The following is a 19,324-nucleotide window of genomic DNA, read 5'->3' as shown; positions in this document are numbered from 1 at the left end:
GAGGCGGCCAGCCGTGAGCATCCCCAGATACAAGTCGGTGGCCTTCGTCCACCCGGATTTCGATGCCGCCACCGGCCTTCCCGGCTTGCGGCTGACCCCCGACGGACGGCTCGCCACCGTCACGGATGCAACTTCCGTGCGCCAGGCGCTCCTCCTACTGCTGAGCACCAGGCCCGGCGAGCGCGTCAACCGACCCACGTATGGCTGCCATCTGTTCCGGCTCGCGTTCGCGCCCGCGGATGACACCACGGCGGGCTTGGCCATCCATTATGTTGCCCGGGCTGTGGAGCAATGGGAGCCCCGGATCACGGTCCTGTCCTTGGATGCCTCCCGGTCCCCCGAAAGTCCTGAAGTGCTGGAGGTCCGGTTGCGATACCGGGTCCGTTCCACCCAGCTCGAAGACCAGCTCGCCATCGCCCTGCCTGTCGATTCCGGAGGTGCAGCATGAGTATCCCCGTGCCGAATCTTGACGATCGCAGCTTCGCGGACCTCGTGGCCGGTGCCCGCGAGCGTATCCAGCAGATTACCCCGGATTGGACGGACCTCTCCGTCCATGATCCCGGCATCACCATCCTCGAGGCTTTCGCTTACCTCACGGACACCCTGATGTATCGGCTCAACCGGGTGCCGGAAAAGCTGTATGCGGTCTACTTGAACCTTCTCGGCACCAGCCTGTACCCGCCCAGCACTGCCGAAACCGTCCTCGAGTTCACCCGATCGTCGGCCGGAAGCAGTACCGGCAGCCAGGACATCCGCATCCCCCGCGGGACTCAGGTCAGCTGCCCGCCCGGCGTGCCCGGCGCCCCTCAACCGGTATTCACGACGACGACGGCGGCCGTCCTTGCTGCGGGCGAGTCCAGTGTGCAGGTCCCGGCAGCCGATGTCACCTTGTACGACGCCGTCCCCATCGGCGTCGGAACCGGACGCCCGGGCCAGAGCTTCGTCATTCCTAACGCGCCCATCGTCTCCGGGGCGGGCCTGTCCATCGCCATAGAAGTCCCCGCGGGCACCCAGTTGAGCAGCGGCGAAGCCGTCATGGTAGATGGCAAGCCTTTCCGGTTTTGCCGCGAAGTTGAGGCCTTCGCAGACGCCGGTCCGGATGAGGCGCCGGTCCGGATCGACCGGAGTGCCGGCGTCGTGATGTTCGCATGGTGGGACGAGGAGTCCGTAGCGCGGACGGCAGTTGTTCCGGGTCCGGGGGCCGAGGTGCGCGCTTGGTACCGCGGCGGCGGAGGCCTGCGTGGCAACGTCGGAGCGGGCCAGCTGACGATGATGCGCACCCCGATCCCGGGGCTGAAGGTCAGCAACCCGGAAGCTGCCACGGGAGGGCGCGACGGTGAATCGCTGGAGAATGCGCTCCGCCGGGCACCGCAGGATTTCCAGGCCAGGGACAGGGCCGTCACTGTCCGCGACTACGAGGTCCTGGCCATGCGCCATGGTGGCATCGCGAGGGCGCGAGCGTTCACGCGGCGGGACATCTGGGCTTTCGCCAAACCCGGCGAGGTGGAGGTAGTGCTGGTGCCGTTCGTGCCGGGTGCGCCGGGTCCTGTCCGCGCCGCCGAGCTGAACGCCCAGGCACGTGAAAGCGTCCGGCTCGAGGTTGAACAGTACTTGCGCCGCCGCTCCACCGTGGGGGCAGAGCCCGTGGTCCGCTGGGGCCTCTATAAACAAGTGCTTGTGGACGCCAGGATCGTAGTCCGGCCCGATGAGGACGCCGAGGCCGTGAAATCCAGGATCGTGGGCCGGCTCGCGGAAGGAATCAGTCCCCTGAGCTCGAGCTCTTCCAACTACGGTTCGGGCTTCGGCAAGCCGTTGCGCGTCTCCAACCTCTACCGTGCGATGGAGGAAGCGGAACCCGGAGTCCAGTACGTGGACCGGGTGCGGCTCGAAGTGGACAAGGTTCCGGACACCGATGCTTTGGCGCTGGTGCAGGCCGAGGGACAGGACAACACCTGGTTTGTCGCCCAGGACAGCACGCTTTTCCGCACTACCAACGCGGGCGAAGGCTGGGAGGCCTGCGCCGAATTCGGCTCGGAGGCGGCCAGTGAAACGGTGAGGTCCATCGCGCCTTTCCGTTCCCCGGCTCCGGGCCGCTTCGGCACCGGTGGATTTGGCCCTGGCGGTTTCGGTCCCGGACACCATCCCGGCATGGTGGCAGTCAGCACCGTGACCCCCACGGGCTCGCGCATCTACGTCAGCGAGGACCTCGGCGAATCCTGGCGTCGGGCCGCGGAACTGGGCTTCGTCGTCGCGGACTTGTGCTGGGTGGACCGGCAGGGAGTCTCGGTGCTGCTGCTCGCTGGAGAGCACGGGCTCTATGAGCTGCCGATGGGCGAGGGGGCCATCCCGGTCCAGAACGTGGTGGACGCGAGCCAGCCGGACCGCGGCTTCTACGCGGTGGACGCACTCGTGGACGTACGCGGACGCACCGGTGTGGTGGTGGCTGCCGAAGCCTCCGCGGGCATTTGGCTCTCCCCCGACGCGGGAGCGGCCGGCAGCTTCCATCAGATCAAATCTGCGGGCGAGGACATCCGCTGCATGACGATTCAGTACGACGGCGGCGCAAGCTATGTCTGGCTCGGCCGTTCCGTGCCGGAGGGTACAGGGACGGGCTGCCTGCGCCTGAAGATCGACGAACTCGCCCGCACCCAGTTCGACGCCGCCCTGATGGCTTCCTGGGAACAGTTCAACGCGGGTTGGACCGGTGGCAGTTGTTGGGGTGTCCATGTGATGGGCAATGCCGCTTATGCCGCCACCCAGAGCGGAGGCGTGCTGCGCCTGCAGCTCGGCCAGGCTTCCGCGCAGTGGAGCGTGCCCGACGTGAACTGCAACCTGCCCTTGCGGGATAGGACGCGTTTCGAGCCTGTCCGCGCGGTGTCCGGCGTAGTGCGCGACGACGGTGCGCAGCTTGTGCTCGCAGCCGGCCCCAAGGGGATCTACCGGAGCACGGACAACGCCGTTTCTTGGGCGAGCTGCACGCGGCGGATGGTTGACGACGTAGTGACCCTCCCGAACACGTGGCTGTTCTGCTCGGGCGACCACCGGATCGAAGTGGTGCATGGCAATGGTTGAACCCGTGCTGCGTAACTCTCCGATGCTGAAGGTCCTGCCCGAGATCTACCAAGTGGCGGCTGAAACCAGCACGCCGCTGCAGGCCCTCATCGCCGTGGCGGAGGACATGCAACAGCCCGTCCGGGACGTCTTGGACCGCATACACACCGTTCCGGATCCCGGCCGCTCGCCGTCGTCGTTCATTCCGTTTCTGTCGCGCTGGGTGGACCTGGACTGGCTGACCCTACCGGGCCCGGAATCCGTGGACTCCACGGCGGCAGGAGTCCCGGTGGCACGGCAACGGGACCTGATTGCGTGCGCGGCCTCCCTGTCCGCGCGCAGGGGCACCGTGGACGGTCTCACCCGCTTCCTGCAGCTGGCCACCGGGATCGCGGGGTTCGGGGTCGAATCCGTCCCGGGCGAGTTCCACATCAAGGTTCTGGTCCCCGCGGCTGCCGCTGGGCAAGTGGAGCTGATTCGCAGAATCGTCAAGGGCATCAAGCCTGCCCACGTCACGGACGAGATCGCGGTGATGGACTCGTGAACGATGAGAACCGGAAGCCCATTATCGCGGTGGTCGTATGTGGCGTCATCGCCGTGCTCGTGCTGGTTTTCGGCGTCAGTTGCGGCGGCGGGAACAACAACGCGGCGGCCAGCTGGCAGGCGGGGTTCTCGGAGGCTGCTGCAGGGGGGACACTCAAGGCCTCCGACCTTGTGGGCCCGGGCGGCCAATGCTCCGCGGCGGCAACACAGCTGCTGGTGGCGGGAAGCTGCATCTTCGAGGTCAGGAAATTCGGGGGCCTGTTCGATCTGGGCAGCCCCACCAAGCGTGCCCGGCTGGCTCCCCAGCAAGCAGTCACCGTGACCCTCGTCGTGGAAGGCACGCGAACAGAGCAGGATATCTCCGCAGGCGACACCGCCAGCCTGACCTTCGGGACCTCCGGAGGTCAGCTCGGGATCACGTGCCGCGTTGTTGGCACGTGTGCGCTGAAGCTCCTGGAAGCAGGCGGATGAAGTGGCTGTCACCTTTTCCATTGCCATTGCCCGAAAGGCGGTTGTCGCATGAGCACCATCACCATGACGCTGAGTTCCCCCACGGTGGAACTCAAGGATTGCAAAGGCTCCCTCACGGCGTCTGTGACCAACGGAGCTCCCGGCCCCGAACGCGTGGTGTTGGGGGCCTTCCCCGGCATGGAGAGCACACCGCCGTCGCCGACGTACACCACCATCCCCACTCCATTGCGGACCATCGCCGCCGGAGCAACGGAGCAATACCTGATCAATTTCGACACCACCGGTGCCGCACCCGGCTCATATCCCGTGAAACTGATCGCCTATTCTGCCGACGACGCCCCTGAGGACTATGCCGACCAGGCCCACGTGGTCACGCTGACCGTCACCAAGCCCGCCGAACCGACCAAGCCGAGGCCTGGATTCCCGTGGCTGTGGGTGATCATCGGCGGCGTCGTGCTGTTGGCGGCGGTTGGTGGGGTGATTTGGTTCCTTCTCAAGGACGCAACGGTTCCCTCGGTCGAAAGCAGGCCGCAGGCGGAAGCGGTAAAAACGCTTGAGGACGCCGGGTTCAAGGTGAGCACCACGGAAACAGAGAGCGGGCAGACGGCAGGCACCGTGGTGAAGCAAACGCCCGACGGCGGCAAGTCCGCCGGGCGCGGTTCCATGGTCAACCTGGAGATCGCGACACCGGTGAAATCGGTGGTGCCCGCGGTCCTGGGCTTGCACATCGAAGATGCACGGACAGCCTTCCAGAATGCGAAAATCCAGCTGGATTTCACCCAGGGCTCCATGTGCCAGGCCTCACCCGGAGGATTCCTGCAAAGCTGCGTTGTGGTGGGCGTCAACCCCGATGTCGGAAGCAAAGTGAACCAAAACGCCTTGGTACTAGTCCGCACAGAAATCCGGGGCATCATCATCGAGCCGAATCCGATCAACATCTGCAAAGTCCAGCCGCAGATCTGCGCGGTCAAGCAGTAGGGCGTACTTGATGCTGCGTGTAATCCGGTGCCGAAAACAGTGCCGCCCATGAAAAGATCAACCATGCGTCCGATGCAGCACTCCAGCAAACTACAGAACGTCCGTTATGAACTCCGTGGCCCCATCCTCCAAGCGGCCAAGACCATGGAGGCCGAAGGGCACCGCATCCTCAAGATGAACCTTGGTGACACCGCACCGTTCGGACTGGAAGCGCCCGAGTCCGTTGTGGTGGACATGATCCACCATCTGCGCGGCGCCCAGGGGTATAGCGATTCCAAGGGGATTTTCACGGCGCGGACAGCGATTTCGCAGTACTACCAGACCAAAAACCTGATGAATATCGGCGTCGAGGACATCTTCATCGGCAACGGTGTGAGCGAACTGATCTCCATGACGCTGCAGGCCTTCTTGGAGAACGGCGACGAGGTCCTCATCCCCGCGCCGGACTATCCGCTATGGACGGCCACCGTGACCCTCACTGGCGGTAATCCGGTGCACTATCTCTGTGATGAGGGCCAAAACTGGTGGCCGGACATGTCCGATGTCGAGGCCAAGATCACTAAGCGCACCAAGGCCATCGTCATCATCAACCCGAACAACCCCACCGGCGCGGTATACCCTCGCCACATCCTGGAGCAGTTCGCGGCGCTGGCACGCAAACACGATCTGGTCCTCTTCTCTGACGAGATCTACGAAAAGATCCGCTACGAGGACGCCCAGCACATCCACACCGCTTCCGTGGCCGACGATATCTGCGTCCTGACCTTCAGCGGCCTCTCCAAGGCCTATCGGATGCCCGGGTACCGTGCGGGATGGGTCGCAGTGACCGGTCCGCACGCTGCCACCGCCGATTACCGTGAAGCGTTGGAGTTGCTGGCGTCCCTCCGATTGTGCTCCAACGTTCCAGCGCAGCACGCCATCCAAACCTGCTTGGGCGGCTACCAGAGCATCGAGGAACTCATCAGGCCGGGCGGCCGGCTCCGGGAACAACGGGATCTGGCGTTGAAGCTGCTGACGGCCATCCCGGGGGTGAGTTGCGTTCCGGCGGCCGGGGCCATGTATTTGTTCCCGCGGCTGGATCCTGAGATCTACCCGATCGAGAGCGACGAGAAATTCGTCCTGGAACTCCTGCAGGACCAGAAGATCCTGGTCTCCCACGGCTCGGCCTTCAACTGGCCAACCCCGGACCACTTCCGCTTTGTCATCCTGCCGTCCGTCCGGGAGATCGAAGAGGCCGTGCGCAGGATCGCCACGTTCCTGGCCGCCTATCGGAACCGACCGGAGGAGTAGGGCCCCTCACAACCCTCACTCACCTATAGCCGGGTTTCCCCCAACCCCCACTCACGTATAGCCGGGTTTCCCCCAACCCCCACTCACCTGATGTGAGCGAGGATCTGCCAAAAGGTCGCTAAAAGTGAGCGAGCGTCCGGGATGTCAGTCGCCTGCCGAGCCGCTGACCCGCAGGGCGTTGATGATGGCCGGGACGGACCCTATGAGCATGATGAGTGCCCACACCAAGGCCACCACCACCGTGATGAGCGCCCAGAACTGATCCCCGATTGACACGAGCGGGCCGGGGAGGAATCCGTGAATGAGGCCAAGAATAAGCTGCAGGAGGACTGATACTAGAAGCAGCACCACAAGCCCGGTGACCTTCAGGAATTTCGGCTGGCTCAGGACCAGCAACACTGCGAAAACGATCTTCAGCAGCAGGAGGAGGGCAAGGATGGCCGCCGCCTGGCTCGTGGGAAAACTCCCCCATAACGCCAGGTAGGCAATGGTCCCAAAGGGTGCAGCCACGAACAGGCCGAACATCAGGAACAGCTTTGCCAACGCCAAAAGGGCTGTGAAGAACGCGCCCACCACCCAGAGAAACGTGACAATCAAGGTGACGATCCCTTGAACCCGCCCGTAAACCCTGAGGTCCATGATCAGGCTGAGCCCGAGCATCACCACGGTGAACAGCAACAGCCCGTCCAGGAACGCAAGAAAACCGATTCCCGCGCCCGGCGGCGCAGCTGACGCGCGTTGGGTTTTGAGGAAGACGTCGATAGGAACGCCGAGCTTGTCCGCTTGGTCGGGGGAAACGGGCTCGGCGGCGGTCCCGCCAAGGAGGATCGAAAGGCCGATTTCAGCCAGGACGACGACGGCGAAGACGGCCACTGCCGCAATGAAGAACGGGCGACGCAAGGCGTCCGGGGATGGTCCGTCACGCAGCCCACCGAGGCCCGATCCGCGCCCCAGCTGCGACCCCTGACCCCACCTCGCTGCGGCCATGGTTCCATTGTGGCAGGCGGGCAGTCGAAAACAAGGTTTCGCCCAAGTTCCGCTCGCTTTCGACTCCATCGGGGTAGCGTTTCCCTATGAACGAGCAGAAGCCTGAAGACGTCTACACACACGGCCACCACGAGTCCGTCGTACGCGCCCATGCCTCCCGGACAGCCGAGAACTCTGCCGCGTTTGTCATCCCGCATCTCACCCCCGGGACGTCAGTGCTCGACGTCGGATGCGGACCTGGGAGCATTACCTGCGACTTCGCGGAGCTGGTGGCTCCTGCGAAGGTAGTCGGGCTGGACCGTTCCGCCGAGATTGTGGCCCAGGCTGCCTCGCTCGCGGCCGAACGTGGCGTGGAAAACGTGGAATTCGTGACCGGCAACATCTACGATCTGGACTTCGAGGACGAGACCTTCGACCTCGTCCACGCCCACCAAGTCCTGCAACACCTGACCGACCCCGTGGCCGCGTTGCGCGAAATGCGGCGGGTCGCCAAGCCCGGTGCCATCGTGGCGGTGCGCGACGCCGATTTCCACGGCATGAGCTGGTACCCCGAGGTCCGCGAACTCGACGATTGGATGGAGCTTTACCAGAAGATCGCCCGCCGGAACGGAGCAGAGCCCGACGCCGGACGGCGGCTCGTGTCCTGGGCGCAGCAGGCGGGCTTCACCGACGTCGCTCCCTCCAGCAGCAACTGGCTTTACGCCACCGCGCAGCAGCGCCGCTGGCAGTCACGGGTGTGGAGCGAGCGCGTCCTGCACTCGGCATTTGCCGAGCAAGCGCTGGAATACGGGCTGGCCAACGAGGCCGATCTGGCGCGGATTGCCGCTGGTTGGCACCGTTGGGGCTCCACTGATGATGGCTTCTTCCTGATCCCGAACGGGGAGGTCATCGCACGGGCGTAGCGGCCCCCAAAAGATTCTTAGGATTTTCCACCAAGCTATGTCGAAAACCGTCCTGCAGTTCCGACCCATGGATGAAAGCGCCCACACGGAGCGCCCTTCATAAGGAGTTCGAGATGAAATACATGATCATGATGTTTGGCTCTGCCGAAGGCATGATGGAGACCGCCGATCCCGAATGGATCAAGGAAATGATCGGGTTCATGATCCAGATCGACAAGGATCTCACCGATTCCGGAGAGATGGTCTTCAACGCAGGACTTGCCGATGCCAGCACCGCAAAGCTGGTCAAGCAGACGGACAACGGGGTCATCACCACTGACGGGCCGTTCGCCGAAGCCAAGGAATCGCTGATCGGCTACTGGGTAGTGGATGTGGCAAGCGAGGAACGGGCCGTGGAAATCTGCTCCAGCATCGTGAAATACGCGCCGGTCGTGGAACTCCGCCGTGTCCAGGACGAGCCGCCGGAGGTATAGCGTTTGGCCGGGCCTTCCGGGGAACCCATTCTCGAGGACCTGCTGCGCGCGCTCGCGCCGCAGGTCCTTGGCGTGCTCGTGCGCAGGCACGGGCAATTTGCAGAGTGCGAGGACGCCGTCCAGGAGGCTCTGCTCGAGGCCGCGTTGCAATGGCCCGCGTCCGGTGTCCCGGACAGCCCCAAGGCGTGGTTGCTCACCGTCGCCACGCGTCGCCTGGTGGACCACTGGCGCAGTGAAAGTGCCCGGCAGGCTCGCGAAGAACGCGCCGCAGCGTTGGAGCCGCCGCCCGGCGAGGAATCCTCTTCAGTTGGCGACGCGGACGGATTTGCAGAAGATACCCTCACCCTCCTCTTCCTCTGTTGCCACCCCGCTCTCTCGGCACCCTCGCAGCTGGCACTGACATTGAGGGCAGTTGGAGGGCTCACGACGGCGGAAATCGCCAGCGCGTTCCTCGTCCCTGAAAGCACCATGGGCCAGAGGATCAGCCGGGCGAAGCAGGGCATCAAGAAGGCCGGAGCCCATTTCGGGCTCCCGAAAACTGGCGAGCGAAAGGCGCGGCTCGGCGTCGTACTCCACGTCCTGTACTTGATCTTCAACGAAGGCTACGCGGCGGGTTCCGGCCCATCCATGCAACTCGAAGACCTCACCGCGGAGGCCATCCGTCTTACGCGGCTCCTGTGGGGGCTACTCCCGGGCGAGCTCGAGGTGGGCGGACTTCTTGCCCTCATGCTCCTCACCGATGCGCGGCGCCGGGCGAGGTCACTGCCGGACGGCATGCTGGTGCCGCTCGCCGAGCAGGACCGCGGGCTGTGGGACACGGCGCAGATCGCCGAGGGCCTTGAACTCTTGTCAACGGTGCTGGGCGTTGGTCGTCCGGGGCCCTACCAGCTGCAGGCCGCAATCGCGGCGGTCCATGCCGAGGCGGCCTCCGCGGACCAGACCGATTGGCCGCAGATCCTCGCTTTGTATAAGGTTCTCGAAGCCATGGCCCCAAGCCCGGTTGTGACGCTCAACCGCGCCGTTGCGGTGGCAATGGTGGAAGGACCGCGCGCGGCCCTTGAGCTACTGGATGGGCTTGATGTGGAGCTTAAAAGGTGGCACAGGCTCGACGCCGTTCGCGGGCATTTGCTCGAAATGTCCGGAGAGCTTGCCGGTGCCCGGGAGTGTTTTCTTGCCGCGGCAAAGATGACGGGAAGCTTGCAAGAGCGGCAGTTTCTCCTGGTGAAGGCGGCCAAACTCGGGCAGTTGTCCACATAGGAAAAATGCCGCCTGTCCGTGGCTTGCGGCCGCGAATAGCCTCGGATCATGATCATTCAAGCAGGCTTTGACCTCGAACTCCTCGCCCGTCCGCTCATTGTCCAAGAAGGAAAGCTCCGCCCACGACTCGTGGTGATCGGCCTCGACGCCGAGATGCAGCTCGAAAGCATCAGAGTTGTGAGCGAGTCCTTTGAAGGCAGCCTGAAACCCTTCCAGGACGCCATCCTGGAACATCCGGATCTCGAGGGGACCAAGTATTTTGCTATCGCGCACGCGGGGATCTGGGTCGAGGACGACTACTTCGATGAACAGCCAATTCTTGCGGAGGCGAAGCAACTCAGCGGCATTGCCAAGGAGCGCGGGCTTCACATGATCGGCCATTTTGGGCTCGACGACACGGGGTACATGTCCAACGGCCCGCACTCCTACTTCGACCAATATTCATTAGGAGACGATCTCCCCAGCACCATGACTCACTGGGTGCATTCGAGGTTTGGCCGATGTGAGTGAACGTCGCCGTCCGGGGGTCGCGGACACCCATCGAGCCGCTGTGCCTTACGCCGCAGAGGTTGACCAACTAGACTTGGTCAACATGGCACAGTACAACGTCCAGGAAGCAAAAACCCGCCTTTCCGAACTTCTCCATATGGTTGAACGGGGCGAAGAAGTGGTTATCGCCAAGGCCGGCAGGCCCGTCGCCCGGCTGGTAATGATCGAGCCTCCCACGAAGCGCCGCCTTGGATTCGTCAAAGGACAGCTCCCGGACAACTTTCTTGAGCCCATGGACGAGGAGGAACTTGCACTGTGGGAAGCACCCCTTACCTCCTCGACACCCACGCCCTGATCTGGGCTCTCACCGATCCCCGAAAGCTCTCCCCCAAGGCGAGACGTGTCATTCAATCTTTCGATAACCCGCTCGTTGCGTCATCGGCTAGCGCCTACGAACTCGGCTACAAGCACAAGCTGGGAAAGCTCCCGGGCTTGGATGGCCTGCTTCTGGGCTATGGGCGCCACGTCGCCGAGTTGTGCAACGAGGAACTGTCCATCAAGAGCGTGCATGCACTCGCAGCCGGACACCTCGATTGGGAGCATCGGGACCCCTTCGACAGGCTGATCGCGGCGCAAGCCATCGTGGAATCCATGGTGGTCATCACGGCCGATCAGGAATTCCATAGGTTCCCGTTGGTCGAGACGGTCTGGTAGCGGCGCATTCAGGCAGTTGCGCTCCGAGTAGCCACGCGTCCGGGCGCCGCGTCCCGAGTAGCCACAGCATCCGAGTAGCCACGCGTCCGGGCGCCGCGTCCCGCGGGCATAAGCTGGATCGGTGCAAATTTCGCTTTGGCTGGCCCTGGTGGGCGCCGGTACCCTGATCAGTTTCACTCCCGGCGCGGGCGCCATCTCCACCATGAGCAACTCGCTCAACTCCGGATTCCGCCGCTCCATCTGGGGAGTGCTGGGTCAACAGGCGGCACTGATCATCCACATCCTGATCGTGGCCCTCGGGGTGGGGGTTTTGGTCTCGAGCTCGCCCGTGGTCTTCAACGTGATCCGCTACACCGGGGCGGCCTATCTGGTGTACATGGGCATCCGGCAGTTCCTGCACCGGCCGGACCTGGACAAAGAGAAGGTGGAAGCCCGAAGGAACGAGCCGGCGTGGTCCATGTTCCAGCGGGGCGTGTGGGTCAATCTGCTCAATCCCAAGGCGATCGTTTTCTTCCTGGCCTTCATGCCGCAATTCATCCGCCCCGGGCAGCCACTGATTCCGCAATACCTGGTCCTCAGCACCACGATCGTTTTCATTGACATCTGCGTAATGTGGTTCTTCTTCGCTCTGGCAGCCCGTTCATTCCAACGGTTTACGCACAATGAACATGGGCAAAAGGTCCTGAACCGCACCTTCGGCATACTGTTCATGTCGGTGGGCGTGCTACTCGCCGTCATCCACTAGGGAGCGTTAAGCCGTGGAGCCTCGCACCACCAACGAACTCTCCAGCGTCAGCTGCGGCGGCTCCAGCACACGGCCTTCCATGAGACCGCGGAGTTGTTCGCCAGCCTTGAGCCCAAGTGTCGTCGCCGGCAAATGCACACTGGTCAAGCTCGGGTTGCTCGTGGCCGAATACGGCAGATCGTCGAAGCCGGCAACGGCCAGTTCCTCCGGAATCCGGACACCAGCCACACGGGCCTCTTGCAACACACCGTAGGCGTGCGTGTCCGTTCCGCAGACGACGGCGGTGACCCCGGCACGCTGCCAATCCGGCCAGGCGGCAGCGAAGGCAGCCGCGGCAGCCCCGACGTCGATGGTTGTACTGGTGATATGCGCGTCTGCCACGGAAATACCGCGAGCGCTTGCCTCATCCAAGAATGCCGCCCGGCGCACCTCGAACGTTGCCGTTCCCGTCACGCTGTCCACGTAGGCCGCGCGCTTGTGCCCCGAAGCAGCAAGATGTGCGGCCAGCTCACGGGCGCCATGGGCAACATCGAGGTTCACCGACGGGGCGTAGGTTTCAAGGCCCGGGGCATCGAGAAGGACAAGCGGCCCGGCAACGGACAGCTCCTCCAGGAATGCCGCGTTGGGTGCATCTACCAGCAGTCCCGCAGGGCGAAGGGCAAGGAGCTTCCGGACGTCGTCAGCGCGCGGGAATTCACCGGCGTCGGTCACTGAGAGCAACAGTTGATAATCGGAACCAAGCGATTCCCGGACCCCGGCGATGACCTTCGCGAAAAAGGGGTTGGAAATGTCCGGCGCCACAAGGATCACAATCGAGCTCACGCCCTTGGCCAAGGAACTGCCGATGCCGTCCACCACGTAACCAAGCTCGGCGATGGCCTGGCGGACGCGCGAAATGTTCTCCTCGGACACCCTGCCCTGGGTTTTCCCGTTGGCAACCAAGGACACCGTGGCGGTGGAAACCCCTGCCAGGGAGGCCACCATCGCCGCAGTCACGCGCTGCGTACGGACCAGGGCCTGCTGCACTCGTTCCGCCGATTCCATACATCGATCGTAGCCGGGAACCAGCTGTTCCCGGCCCGCAAGGCATCAAGCGCTTGACGCGATTTGCGTTAAGCGCTTGACGTGACGCACGAGCCGGTGCCAGAATTCCCTTGAATGCTTTAGCGCCCTGCCTTACGCAGGCCCCAATGACGTGGAGATGAACATGGACCCCAACACCATGACCCGTGAACGCAAGAAAATCATCCTGGACTGCGACCCCGGGCATGACGACGCCGTGGCCCTACTGCTGGCCCACGGCAACCCGGACATCGAACTGCTCGCCGTCACCACGGTGGTTGGCAACCAGACCCTCGAAAAGGTCACCCGCAACGCCCTTTCGGTAGGCACCATCGCTGGCATCACGGGTGTTCCCTTTGCCGCCGGCTGTGACCGCCCGCTGGTTCGCTCCATCGAAACCGCGCCGGACATCCACGGCGAAACCGGCATGGACGGCCCCGAGCAGCCCCAGTCCACCATCGAGCTGGACTCCCGCCACGCCGTCGACCTCATCATTGAAACGATCATGGCGCACGAGCCGGGCACCGTAACCCTGGTTCCCACCGCGGGACTCACCAACATCGCCATGGCCGCCCGCAAGGAGCCGCGCATCGTAGAACGCGTCAAGGAAGTTGTCCTCATGGGCGGCGGCTACCACGTGGGCAACTGGAGCGCAGTGGCAGAATTCAACATCATCATCGACCCCGAGGCCGCACACATCGTGTTCAACGAAAAATGGCCCGTGGTCATGGTCGGCCTGGACCTCACACACCAGGCCCTGGCCACCCCGGAGGTTGTCGAGAAGATCGCCGCAGTGGGTACCCGGCCGGCCAAGTTCGTCATGGAACTGATGGAGTTCTTCACCAAGACCTACAAAGACGCCCAAGGATTCGACTATCCACCGGTCCACGATCCCTGCGCCGTGGCCTACGTCATCGATCCCACCGTGATGACCACCCGCAAGGTCCCCGTGGACATCGAACTGCAGGGCAAGCTCACCCTTGGCATGACCGTGGTCGATTTCCGTAGCCCCGCACCGGCTGATTGCAATACCTCCGTTGCCGTCGACCTCGACCACGAGAAGTTCTGGAACCTCGTCACCGATGCGATCGTCCGCATCGGAGAGCCGAGCATCGGAGAGCCCGACGCCGGCGCTCCCGCCACCATCGGCGGCGCCAGCACCGCCGTCGCCGTCGAAGTAGCCGCTGCAGCAAGCGGAGAGGCCAAGTAAATGACCACCCTGATCACCGAAACCAAGACCACCCGCGGTAACGTCACCGCCCTCATGGTCGCCCTGCTGGCCGCCTGCGTGGCCTTCCAGCTCAACGCGTCCATGCTCAGCCCCGCGCTGGTCACCATGGGCAACGAACTGCACGCGGACCAGGCAGTCATCGGCCTCTCCCAGACCTGGTTCTTCACCGCCGCAGCCCTGTTCTCGCTCTTCCTGCCGCGCCTGAGCGACATTGTGGGACGCAAGAAGATCCTCCTCGGCATGATGCTGCTGATGGCGGTTGGCTCTGTCGTCGCAGCCACGGCCCCGGATGTCACGTGGCTATTCGTGGGCCGCATCATCCAGGGAGTCAGCGGCCCCACCGTGCCGCTGTGCCTCATCATGCTCCGCTCCGCGGTCAACAACCCGCGCAAGTACGGAGCCCTGATGGGCCTCATCACGGCAGTCAACGGCGGCGTGGCCGGCGTCGACTCCTTCGTGGGCGGCTACTTCGCCGAGCACTTCGGTTTCCGCAGCATCTTCTGGCTCATGGTCGGCCTCGCAGTCGTGGCCACAGCCCTGATCGCTTTCCTTGCCGGTGAGAGCAAGCCAGCCGCCGGCACCACCATGGACTGGCTGGGCGTGTTCTTCATCGTGATCGCCGTGGGCGCGCTCCTGACGGCGCTCAACGAGGGCTCCAAGCTAGTGGGCGCCTTCTCCTCCGGCACGCTGATGCTGGCCATCGGGCTGATCGCCGTTGCTGTTGCCGCATTCGCCGCATTCTGGACGGTTGAGACGCGCTCCAAGGAGCCGATGGTGGAAACCGTCCACCTTCGCCAACGTTCCACCTGGGCACCACTGCTCACCACCACCCTCGCCATGACCGGCATCTTCGCAGTCATCAACGGCATCGTCCCCGCTTACGTCCAGGCAGCTGCACCCGGCTTCGGCGTCGGCCCCACCGAGATGTCGCTCATGATCCTCACCCCGTATGCCCTCCTCGGCTGGGTATTCGGACCCATCAGTGGCCGACTCGCCCCGGTGCTCGGCTACACCAAAGTCCTGCGCATCGGCATGCTTGGCAGCATCGTTGCCCTGGCCATCATCGCGTTCTTTGGCCTCGGCAGCCTGCCCCTCATGATCGTGGGAACGGCCTTGCTGGGCATCATGTACGCCGGTACGGTCAACATCATGCTCAACGGACTCGGAGTTGTCCTCTCCCCGGCTGGTAACCCCGGCTTCCTGCCCGGAATGAACGCCGGCGCGTTCAACCTCGGCGCTGGCCTGAGCTTCCTGGTGTTGCCTGCGGTCCTCGTGGCGACCTCGGCGCTCGGCGACGCCAAGGCCTCCTACCTGACGGTCGTCGTCGTCGGCCTGGCCATCACGGTTGCCGCCTTCGCGGCATCGCTGCTCATTCCCAAGCCCCTCGAAGCCGAGGTTGAAAAGTGATCCGCAGGATCGTCGTCGTCGGGTCCTTGAACGCTGATCTGACGATCTATTGCGAGCGGCTCCCGCTCCCGGGCGAAACCGTCCATGGCAACGGTTTCGCGGTCAATCCCGGCGGCAAGAGCGCCAACCAGGCGGTCGCGGCGAGCAAGCTGGGCGGCACGGTAAGCCTGATCGGCGCCGTCGGCAATGACTCCAACGGCGCCATGCTCCTCGCCTCCACGGAAGGCGCAGGCGTGGACGTGTCGCGCGTCCGCCGTTCCGCGGATGTGGCCACAGGCGTCGCGGTGATCGCGGTGGACGCGAACGGGGAGAACAACATCATCATTTCGGCCGGCGCCAACGGAACGCTCGCCCCTGCGGATGTGTCGGCCGACGCCTTCGACGACGCCGCGGTGCTCTGCCTCTGCCTGGAGGTCGGACTTGAGACTGTTGAGGCCGCCGCCAAAACAGCGCACGACGCCGGAGCAACGGTTCTGCTCAACCTCTCGCCATACGCCGAGATCCCGCAGAGCCTGGCCGACTTGAGCGATGTCCTGCTGGTCAATGCCCATGAAGCCTCCATGTTTCTGGGCGACGCCGAGATGCCCCACCCCGGCGCGCACGCAAGCGCCTGGGAGCCGGTCCGGAACCAGTTCGCCGAGCGGGGATTGCAGCGTGTGCTGGTTACCCTTGGTTCCCACGGCTCGGTGGTGTTGGATTCACTCGCCGCGTCCGGGGAACAGATCTCCCGGATCGCGCCTACAAAGGTCAATGCAGTGGATACGACCGGCGCGGGTGACGCTTTCACCGGTGCAGTGGCTGCGCGCCTCGCGGCAGGTGAGACCCTGGCGGAGGCCGCGGCGTTCGCATCGGTTGCCGCGGCGCTCGCCACCACCAAGAAAGGCACCCAAGCCGCCTACCCCGGGGCCGAGGAAGTCCTGGGGCACTTGCAAATTTCCTAACTTAGCCCGCCTCAACTTCCTACCAGTTTTCCGGTTCCGTTTCCCCGGAAAACCCCATCGGTGACGTCAACGTAGGTCAAAAGCGGTAGGAAGTTGAGGCGTCCGCGGGCCGTCCGCAGGGAATACTGTCCGCGCTCTCGGCGCGGGAGTATGCTCACTCCATGACTGCCGCGGTCAGCATTTCGGGGCTGGTGAAATCGTTCGGGCGGTTCAGGGCCCTGGACGGATTGGACCTCGAGGTCCTCGAAGGCGAAGTCCATGGCTTTCTGGGGCCGAACGGCGCAGGCAAATCGACAACCCTCCGTATTCTCCTTGGCCTCCTCAGAGCGGACTCGGGCACTGTCAAGGTTCTTGGCGGTGACCCGTGGCGGGACGTGGTCCCACTGCACAAGCGCATTGCCTATGTCCCAGGGGATGTCAGCATCTGGCCCAGCCTGACCGGAGGCGAGGCCATCGATCTTCTCGGCAGACTGCGGGGTGGATTGGACGAAAAGCGCCGCAAAGATCTCCTGGAAACCCTTGAGTTGGATCCTTCCAAGCGGGGGCACACCTACTCGAAGGGCAACCGGCAAAAAGTGGCCATCGTGGCTGCCTTGTCCTCCAACGCCGAGCTGTTGATCCTGGACGAGCCGACTGCCGGCTTGGATCCACTGATGGAAGCGACCTTCCGGGAGGAAATCCTCCGGGAACGGACCTTGGGGCGTACCGTGCTGCTCTCCAGCCACATCCTCGCCGAGGTGGAAGCCCTGGCCGACCGCATCAGCATCATCCGCAAAGGGAAGGTCGTGGAGACGAACAGCCTTGAAGAGATGCGCAGCCGGACCCGCACCAACGTCTCGGCGACGCTCGATGATGACCCCGGGGCGTTGGCCGCGTTGCCTGGAATCGCGGATCTGAGGATCGAGGGGAACCGCGTGCATTTCAGCGTGGACGCAGAGACCCTTGGGGACGCAATGAGCGTGCTTGCCCGCCACGGGATGTCCGCGCTGACGGTGACACCGCCGAGCCTTGAAGACCTGTTCCTCCAGCACTACGGCGAGCAACATGATCCTTCCGGGAACGAGGACGACCAACAACTGAACACCTCGTTCTTCGCCGGGCGAGGCCGTAGGCGCGCACCATGAACCGCGCGTTCACGGGGACCCTGCCCCTGCTGCGCCACGCGGTCCGCTTGGACCGTTGGAAGTTGCTGCCTTGGTTTCTGGCCTTCGGGGTCATTCCGGTAGTTGTCTACGCGGTTTACGGATCCCTCTTCCCCACGCCGTTGGACGCCTTGGCTCTCCAATCGAGCCTTTCCACCAACCCGGCCTTCTCTTTGCTCCTAGGCCCCGCAACGGATCTCAGCAACGCGATCGGCTTCACCACGTGGCGGATCCAGATGTTCGGCATGTTCTTCGCCGCGCTCATGGCGATTCTCGCAGTAACCCGGCATACCCGGGCAACCGAAGACTCAGGACAAGCCGAGCTTTTGGACTCGGGAGTCGTGGGCAGGCTCGCGAGGCTGACGTCCGCCGTCCTGTTCGCCTGGCTGGCCTCCGCCGGACTGGCCTTGTTGGTGGGGACGGCGTTGACGCTGGCTGGAGCGCCGACCGCGTCGGCCTATGCGCTGGGGGGCGCTATGGGAGGCACTGGGGTGGCCTTCGCAGGCGTAGGAGCCGCGACCGCGCAACTGGGCTCCGTGGCGCGCACAGCCAACACCCTTGCAGGTACGGTGCTCGGCATCAGCTACCTCGTGCGGGGACTAGGTGACACCCTCCAAGACTCCGATTGGCTGCTCTGGGCCAGTCCGCTGGGCTGGGCGGAGCACATCCGTCCGGCATCGGAAAACAATGCCGGGCCGCTGCTGCTCCTGGTGGGGGCCGGCGGAATACTGGTGATCCTCGCCGCGTGGTTGTCTTCGCGGCGGGATTTTGGTCTCGGACTGATCCCCACCAGGCCCGGTCCGGCTCGGGGACGCTCAGGCATCTGGGGCTTGACCTCGCGGCTGAACCGCCTGCCGCTGTGGACGTGGGGGGTGAACCTGTTGATTCTGGGCACGGTGTTCGGTCTGGTCACGGGCACCCTGAGCAGCGCCTTTGCCGGCAACCCCTTCGTCAGGCAAATGATCGCCTTCCGGGTCGCAACGGAAGAACAACTAACCTACGCGTTCGTCGAAGTCCTGGTGCTCATCCTGGGGATCATCGGCGCGGTGATGGGCATTCAGCTCGCCCTGCGTTTCTTCGCGGAAGAAGAGGAGCGCAGGGCGGAGTGGATATTGTCCGCCCCGCTGTCACGGTTGCGCCACGTCATACCGACTGCGGCGCTTTCCATCCTTGCTCCCGCGGTGGGGATGGGCATTTGCTCCCTCGCTTTGGCCACCGCGTCCAACGTCTCCGGCTCTCCCCTCGACGTGGGCAAGGTGGTGCTGCAGGGCGCCGCCGAGCTTCCAGCGATATGGCTCGCCGTGGGGGTGGCCCTTGCCCTCATCGGGCTTGCCCCGCAACTGCGTTCGCTCGCCTGGCTGCTCCTGGTTTACTGGCTGCTGCTCACGTTCTTCGGGCCGATATTGAAGGTCCCGGAATGGCTGCTCGATACGAGTCCTTTCCACGTTGTTCCTCACGTTTTCTCGGCCGGAACGGACTGGCTTTCGACCTGGTGGACCCTGGCGATCGCCGCCATCCTGGCCGTTGCCGGGCTGGTGGGCTACCGCCGTCGCGATCTGGTGTGCACCTAGGCAACGGCCACTTTTACGCCCACAACAGCGACTTTACAAATTCTCTAATCTCCCAACTTTTTGACTAGCC

Annotated in this window: 20 protein-coding genes; 18 read left to right on the top strand and 2 right to left on the bottom strand. The window is 64.0% G+C overall.

The window, feature by feature from the left end; all coding sequences use genetic code 11:
• Window positions 1-13: 13 nt before the first annotated feature.
• From OW521_RS13685 to OW521_RS13660, 6 genes are all read left to right on the top strand, one after another.
• Entirely contained in the window at window positions 14-448 is a 435-nt protein-coding gene (locus OW521_RS13685) for a GPW/gp25 family protein (protein WP_268020178.1), read from the top strand.
• Window positions 445-3,072: a baseplate J/gp47 family protein gene (locus OW521_RS13680; RefSeq protein WP_268020177.1), complete on the top strand. Its 2,628-nt coding sequence runs from the start codon at window positions 445-447 to the stop codon at window positions 3,070-3,072. The genes OW521_RS13685 and OW521_RS13680 overlap by 4 nt, the downstream gene beginning before the upstream one ends.
• Window positions 3,059-3,595 carry a phage tail protein gene (locus OW521_RS13675; RefSeq protein ID WP_268020176.1) on the top strand — a complete coding sequence of 179 codons (537 nt, stop codon included), beginning with the start codon at window positions 3,059-3,061 and terminating at the stop codon, window positions 3,593-3,595. Before OW521_RS13680 ends, OW521_RS13675 begins: the two co-directional genes overlap by 14 nt.
• Entirely contained in the window at window positions 3,592-4,065 is a 474-nt protein-coding gene (locus tag OW521_RS13670) for a hypothetical protein (RefSeq protein WP_268020175.1), read from the top strand. The genes OW521_RS13675 and OW521_RS13670 overlap by 4 nt, the downstream gene beginning before the upstream one ends.
• Window positions 4,066-4,113: 48 nt before the next feature.
• Window positions 4,114-5,043 (top strand): PASTA domain-containing protein, encoded by a 930-nt coding sequence (locus OW521_RS13665; protein ID WP_268020174.1) that lies wholly within the window; start codon window positions 4,114-4,116, stop codon window positions 5,041-5,043.
• Between the two features lie 63 nt (window positions 5,044-5,106).
• The gene (locus tag OW521_RS13660) at window positions 5,107-6,333 is read left to right on the top strand and encodes a pyridoxal phosphate-dependent aminotransferase (protein WP_268020173.1); all 1,227 of its coding nucleotides are present in this window, start codon (window positions 5,107-5,109) and stop codon (window positions 6,331-6,333) included.
• 144 nt (window positions 6,334-6,477) lie between these two features.
• On the opposite strand, the gene OW521_RS13655 is transcribed toward OW521_RS13660, so the two are convergent.
• A complete protein-coding gene (locus OW521_RS13655; RefSeq protein ID WP_268020172.1) occupies window positions 6,478-7,320 on the bottom strand; it encodes a hypothetical protein in 843 nt (280 codons plus the stop codon).
• Window positions 7,321-7,406: 86 nt separating this feature from the next.
• Here OW521_RS13655 and OW521_RS13650 point away from each other — a divergent pair, with 86 nt between their 5' ends.
• From OW521_RS13650 to OW521_RS13620, 7 genes are all read left to right on the top strand, one after another.
• The gene (locus OW521_RS13650) at window positions 7,407-8,222 is read left to right on the top strand and encodes a methyltransferase domain-containing protein (RefSeq protein ID WP_268020171.1); all 816 of its coding nucleotides are present in this window, start codon (window positions 7,407-7,409) and stop codon (window positions 8,220-8,222) included.
• Between the two features lie 113 nt (window positions 8,223-8,335).
• A complete protein-coding gene (locus tag OW521_RS13645; RefSeq protein ID WP_184739637.1) occupies window positions 8,336-8,695 on the top strand; it encodes a YciI family protein in 360 nt (119 codons plus the stop codon).
• 3 nt (window positions 8,696-8,698) lie between these two features.
• On the top strand, window positions 8,699-9,952 hold the full coding sequence (locus tag OW521_RS13640) for an RNA polymerase sigma factor (RefSeq protein ID WP_268020170.1): 1,254 nt from the start codon (window positions 8,699-8,701) through the stop codon (window positions 9,950-9,952).
• A 48-nt stretch (window positions 9,953-10,000) separates the two neighbouring features.
• The gene (locus tag OW521_RS13635; RefSeq protein ID WP_268020169.1) at window positions 10,001-10,462 is read left to right on the top strand and encodes a hypothetical protein; all 462 of its coding nucleotides are present in this window, start codon (window positions 10,001-10,003) and stop codon (window positions 10,460-10,462) included.
• Window positions 10,455-10,796, top strand: coding sequence for a type II toxin-antitoxin system Phd/YefM family antitoxin (locus OW521_RS13630; RefSeq protein ID WP_268020168.1), 342 nt, complete (start codon window positions 10,455-10,457; stop codon window positions 10,794-10,796). Before OW521_RS13635 ends, OW521_RS13630 begins: the two co-directional genes overlap by 8 nt.
• On the top strand, window positions 10,757-11,155 hold the full coding sequence (locus OW521_RS13625; RefSeq protein WP_268020167.1) for a type II toxin-antitoxin system VapC family toxin: 399 nt from the start codon (window positions 10,757-10,759) through the stop codon (window positions 11,153-11,155). Before OW521_RS13630 ends, OW521_RS13625 begins: the two co-directional genes overlap by 40 nt.
• A gap of 121 nt (window positions 11,156-11,276) precedes the next feature.
• Window positions 11,277-11,900, top strand: a complete 624-nt coding sequence (locus tag OW521_RS13620) for a LysE family transporter (RefSeq protein WP_268020166.1) — start codon at window positions 11,277-11,279, stop codon at window positions 11,898-11,900.
• Window positions 11,901-11,906: 6 nt separating this feature from the next.
• On the opposite strand, the gene OW521_RS13615 is transcribed toward OW521_RS13620, so the two are convergent.
• Complete coding sequence (locus OW521_RS13615) at window positions 11,907-12,944, bottom strand: LacI family DNA-binding transcriptional regulator (RefSeq protein WP_442781157.1); 1,038 nt, start codon at window positions 12,942-12,944, stop codon at window positions 11,907-11,909.
• Window positions 12,945-13,107: 163 nt separating this feature from the next.
• On the opposite strand from OW521_RS13615, the gene uriH reads away from it, so the two are divergent.
• The 5 genes from uriH to OW521_RS13590 all read left to right on the top strand — a co-directional run bounded on the left by uriH (window position 13,108) and on the right by OW521_RS13590 (window position 19,254).
• Window positions 13,108-14,172 (top strand): uridine-preferring nucleoside hydrolase UriH, encoded by a 1,065-nt coding sequence (gene uriH, locus OW521_RS13610; RefSeq protein ID WP_268020165.1) that lies wholly within the window; start codon window positions 13,108-13,110, stop codon window positions 14,170-14,172.
• Entirely contained in the window at window positions 14,173-15,600 is a 1,428-nt protein-coding gene (gene uriT / locus OW521_RS13605; RefSeq protein WP_268020164.1) for a uridine transporter UriT, read from the top strand.
• On the top strand, window positions 15,597-16,541 hold the full coding sequence (locus OW521_RS13600) for a ribokinase (RefSeq protein ID WP_268020163.1): 945 nt from the start codon (window positions 15,597-15,599) through the stop codon (window positions 16,539-16,541). The genes uriT and OW521_RS13600 overlap by 4 nt, the downstream gene beginning before the upstream one ends.
• Window positions 16,542-16,702: 161 nt before the next feature.
• Window positions 16,703-17,665: an ABC transporter ATP-binding protein gene (locus tag OW521_RS13595; protein ID WP_268020162.1), complete on the top strand. Its 963-nt coding sequence runs from the start codon at window positions 16,703-16,705 to the stop codon at window positions 17,663-17,665.
• A complete protein-coding gene (locus OW521_RS13590) occupies window positions 17,662-19,254 on the top strand; it encodes an ABC transporter permease (protein WP_268020161.1) in 1,593 nt (530 codons plus the stop codon). The genes OW521_RS13595 and OW521_RS13590 overlap by 4 nt, the downstream gene beginning before the upstream one ends.
• The last annotated feature ends 70 nt before the right edge of the window (window positions 19,255-19,324 follow it).

The organism is Arthrobacter sp. MMS18-M83 (genome assembly GCF_026683955.1).
Lineage (GTDB): Bacteria > Actinomycetota > Actinomycetes > Actinomycetales > Micrococcaceae > Arthrobacter.
Note: the sequence above shows the minus strand (reverse complement) of the source record. Positions and strands in the feature narration are given on the sequence as shown.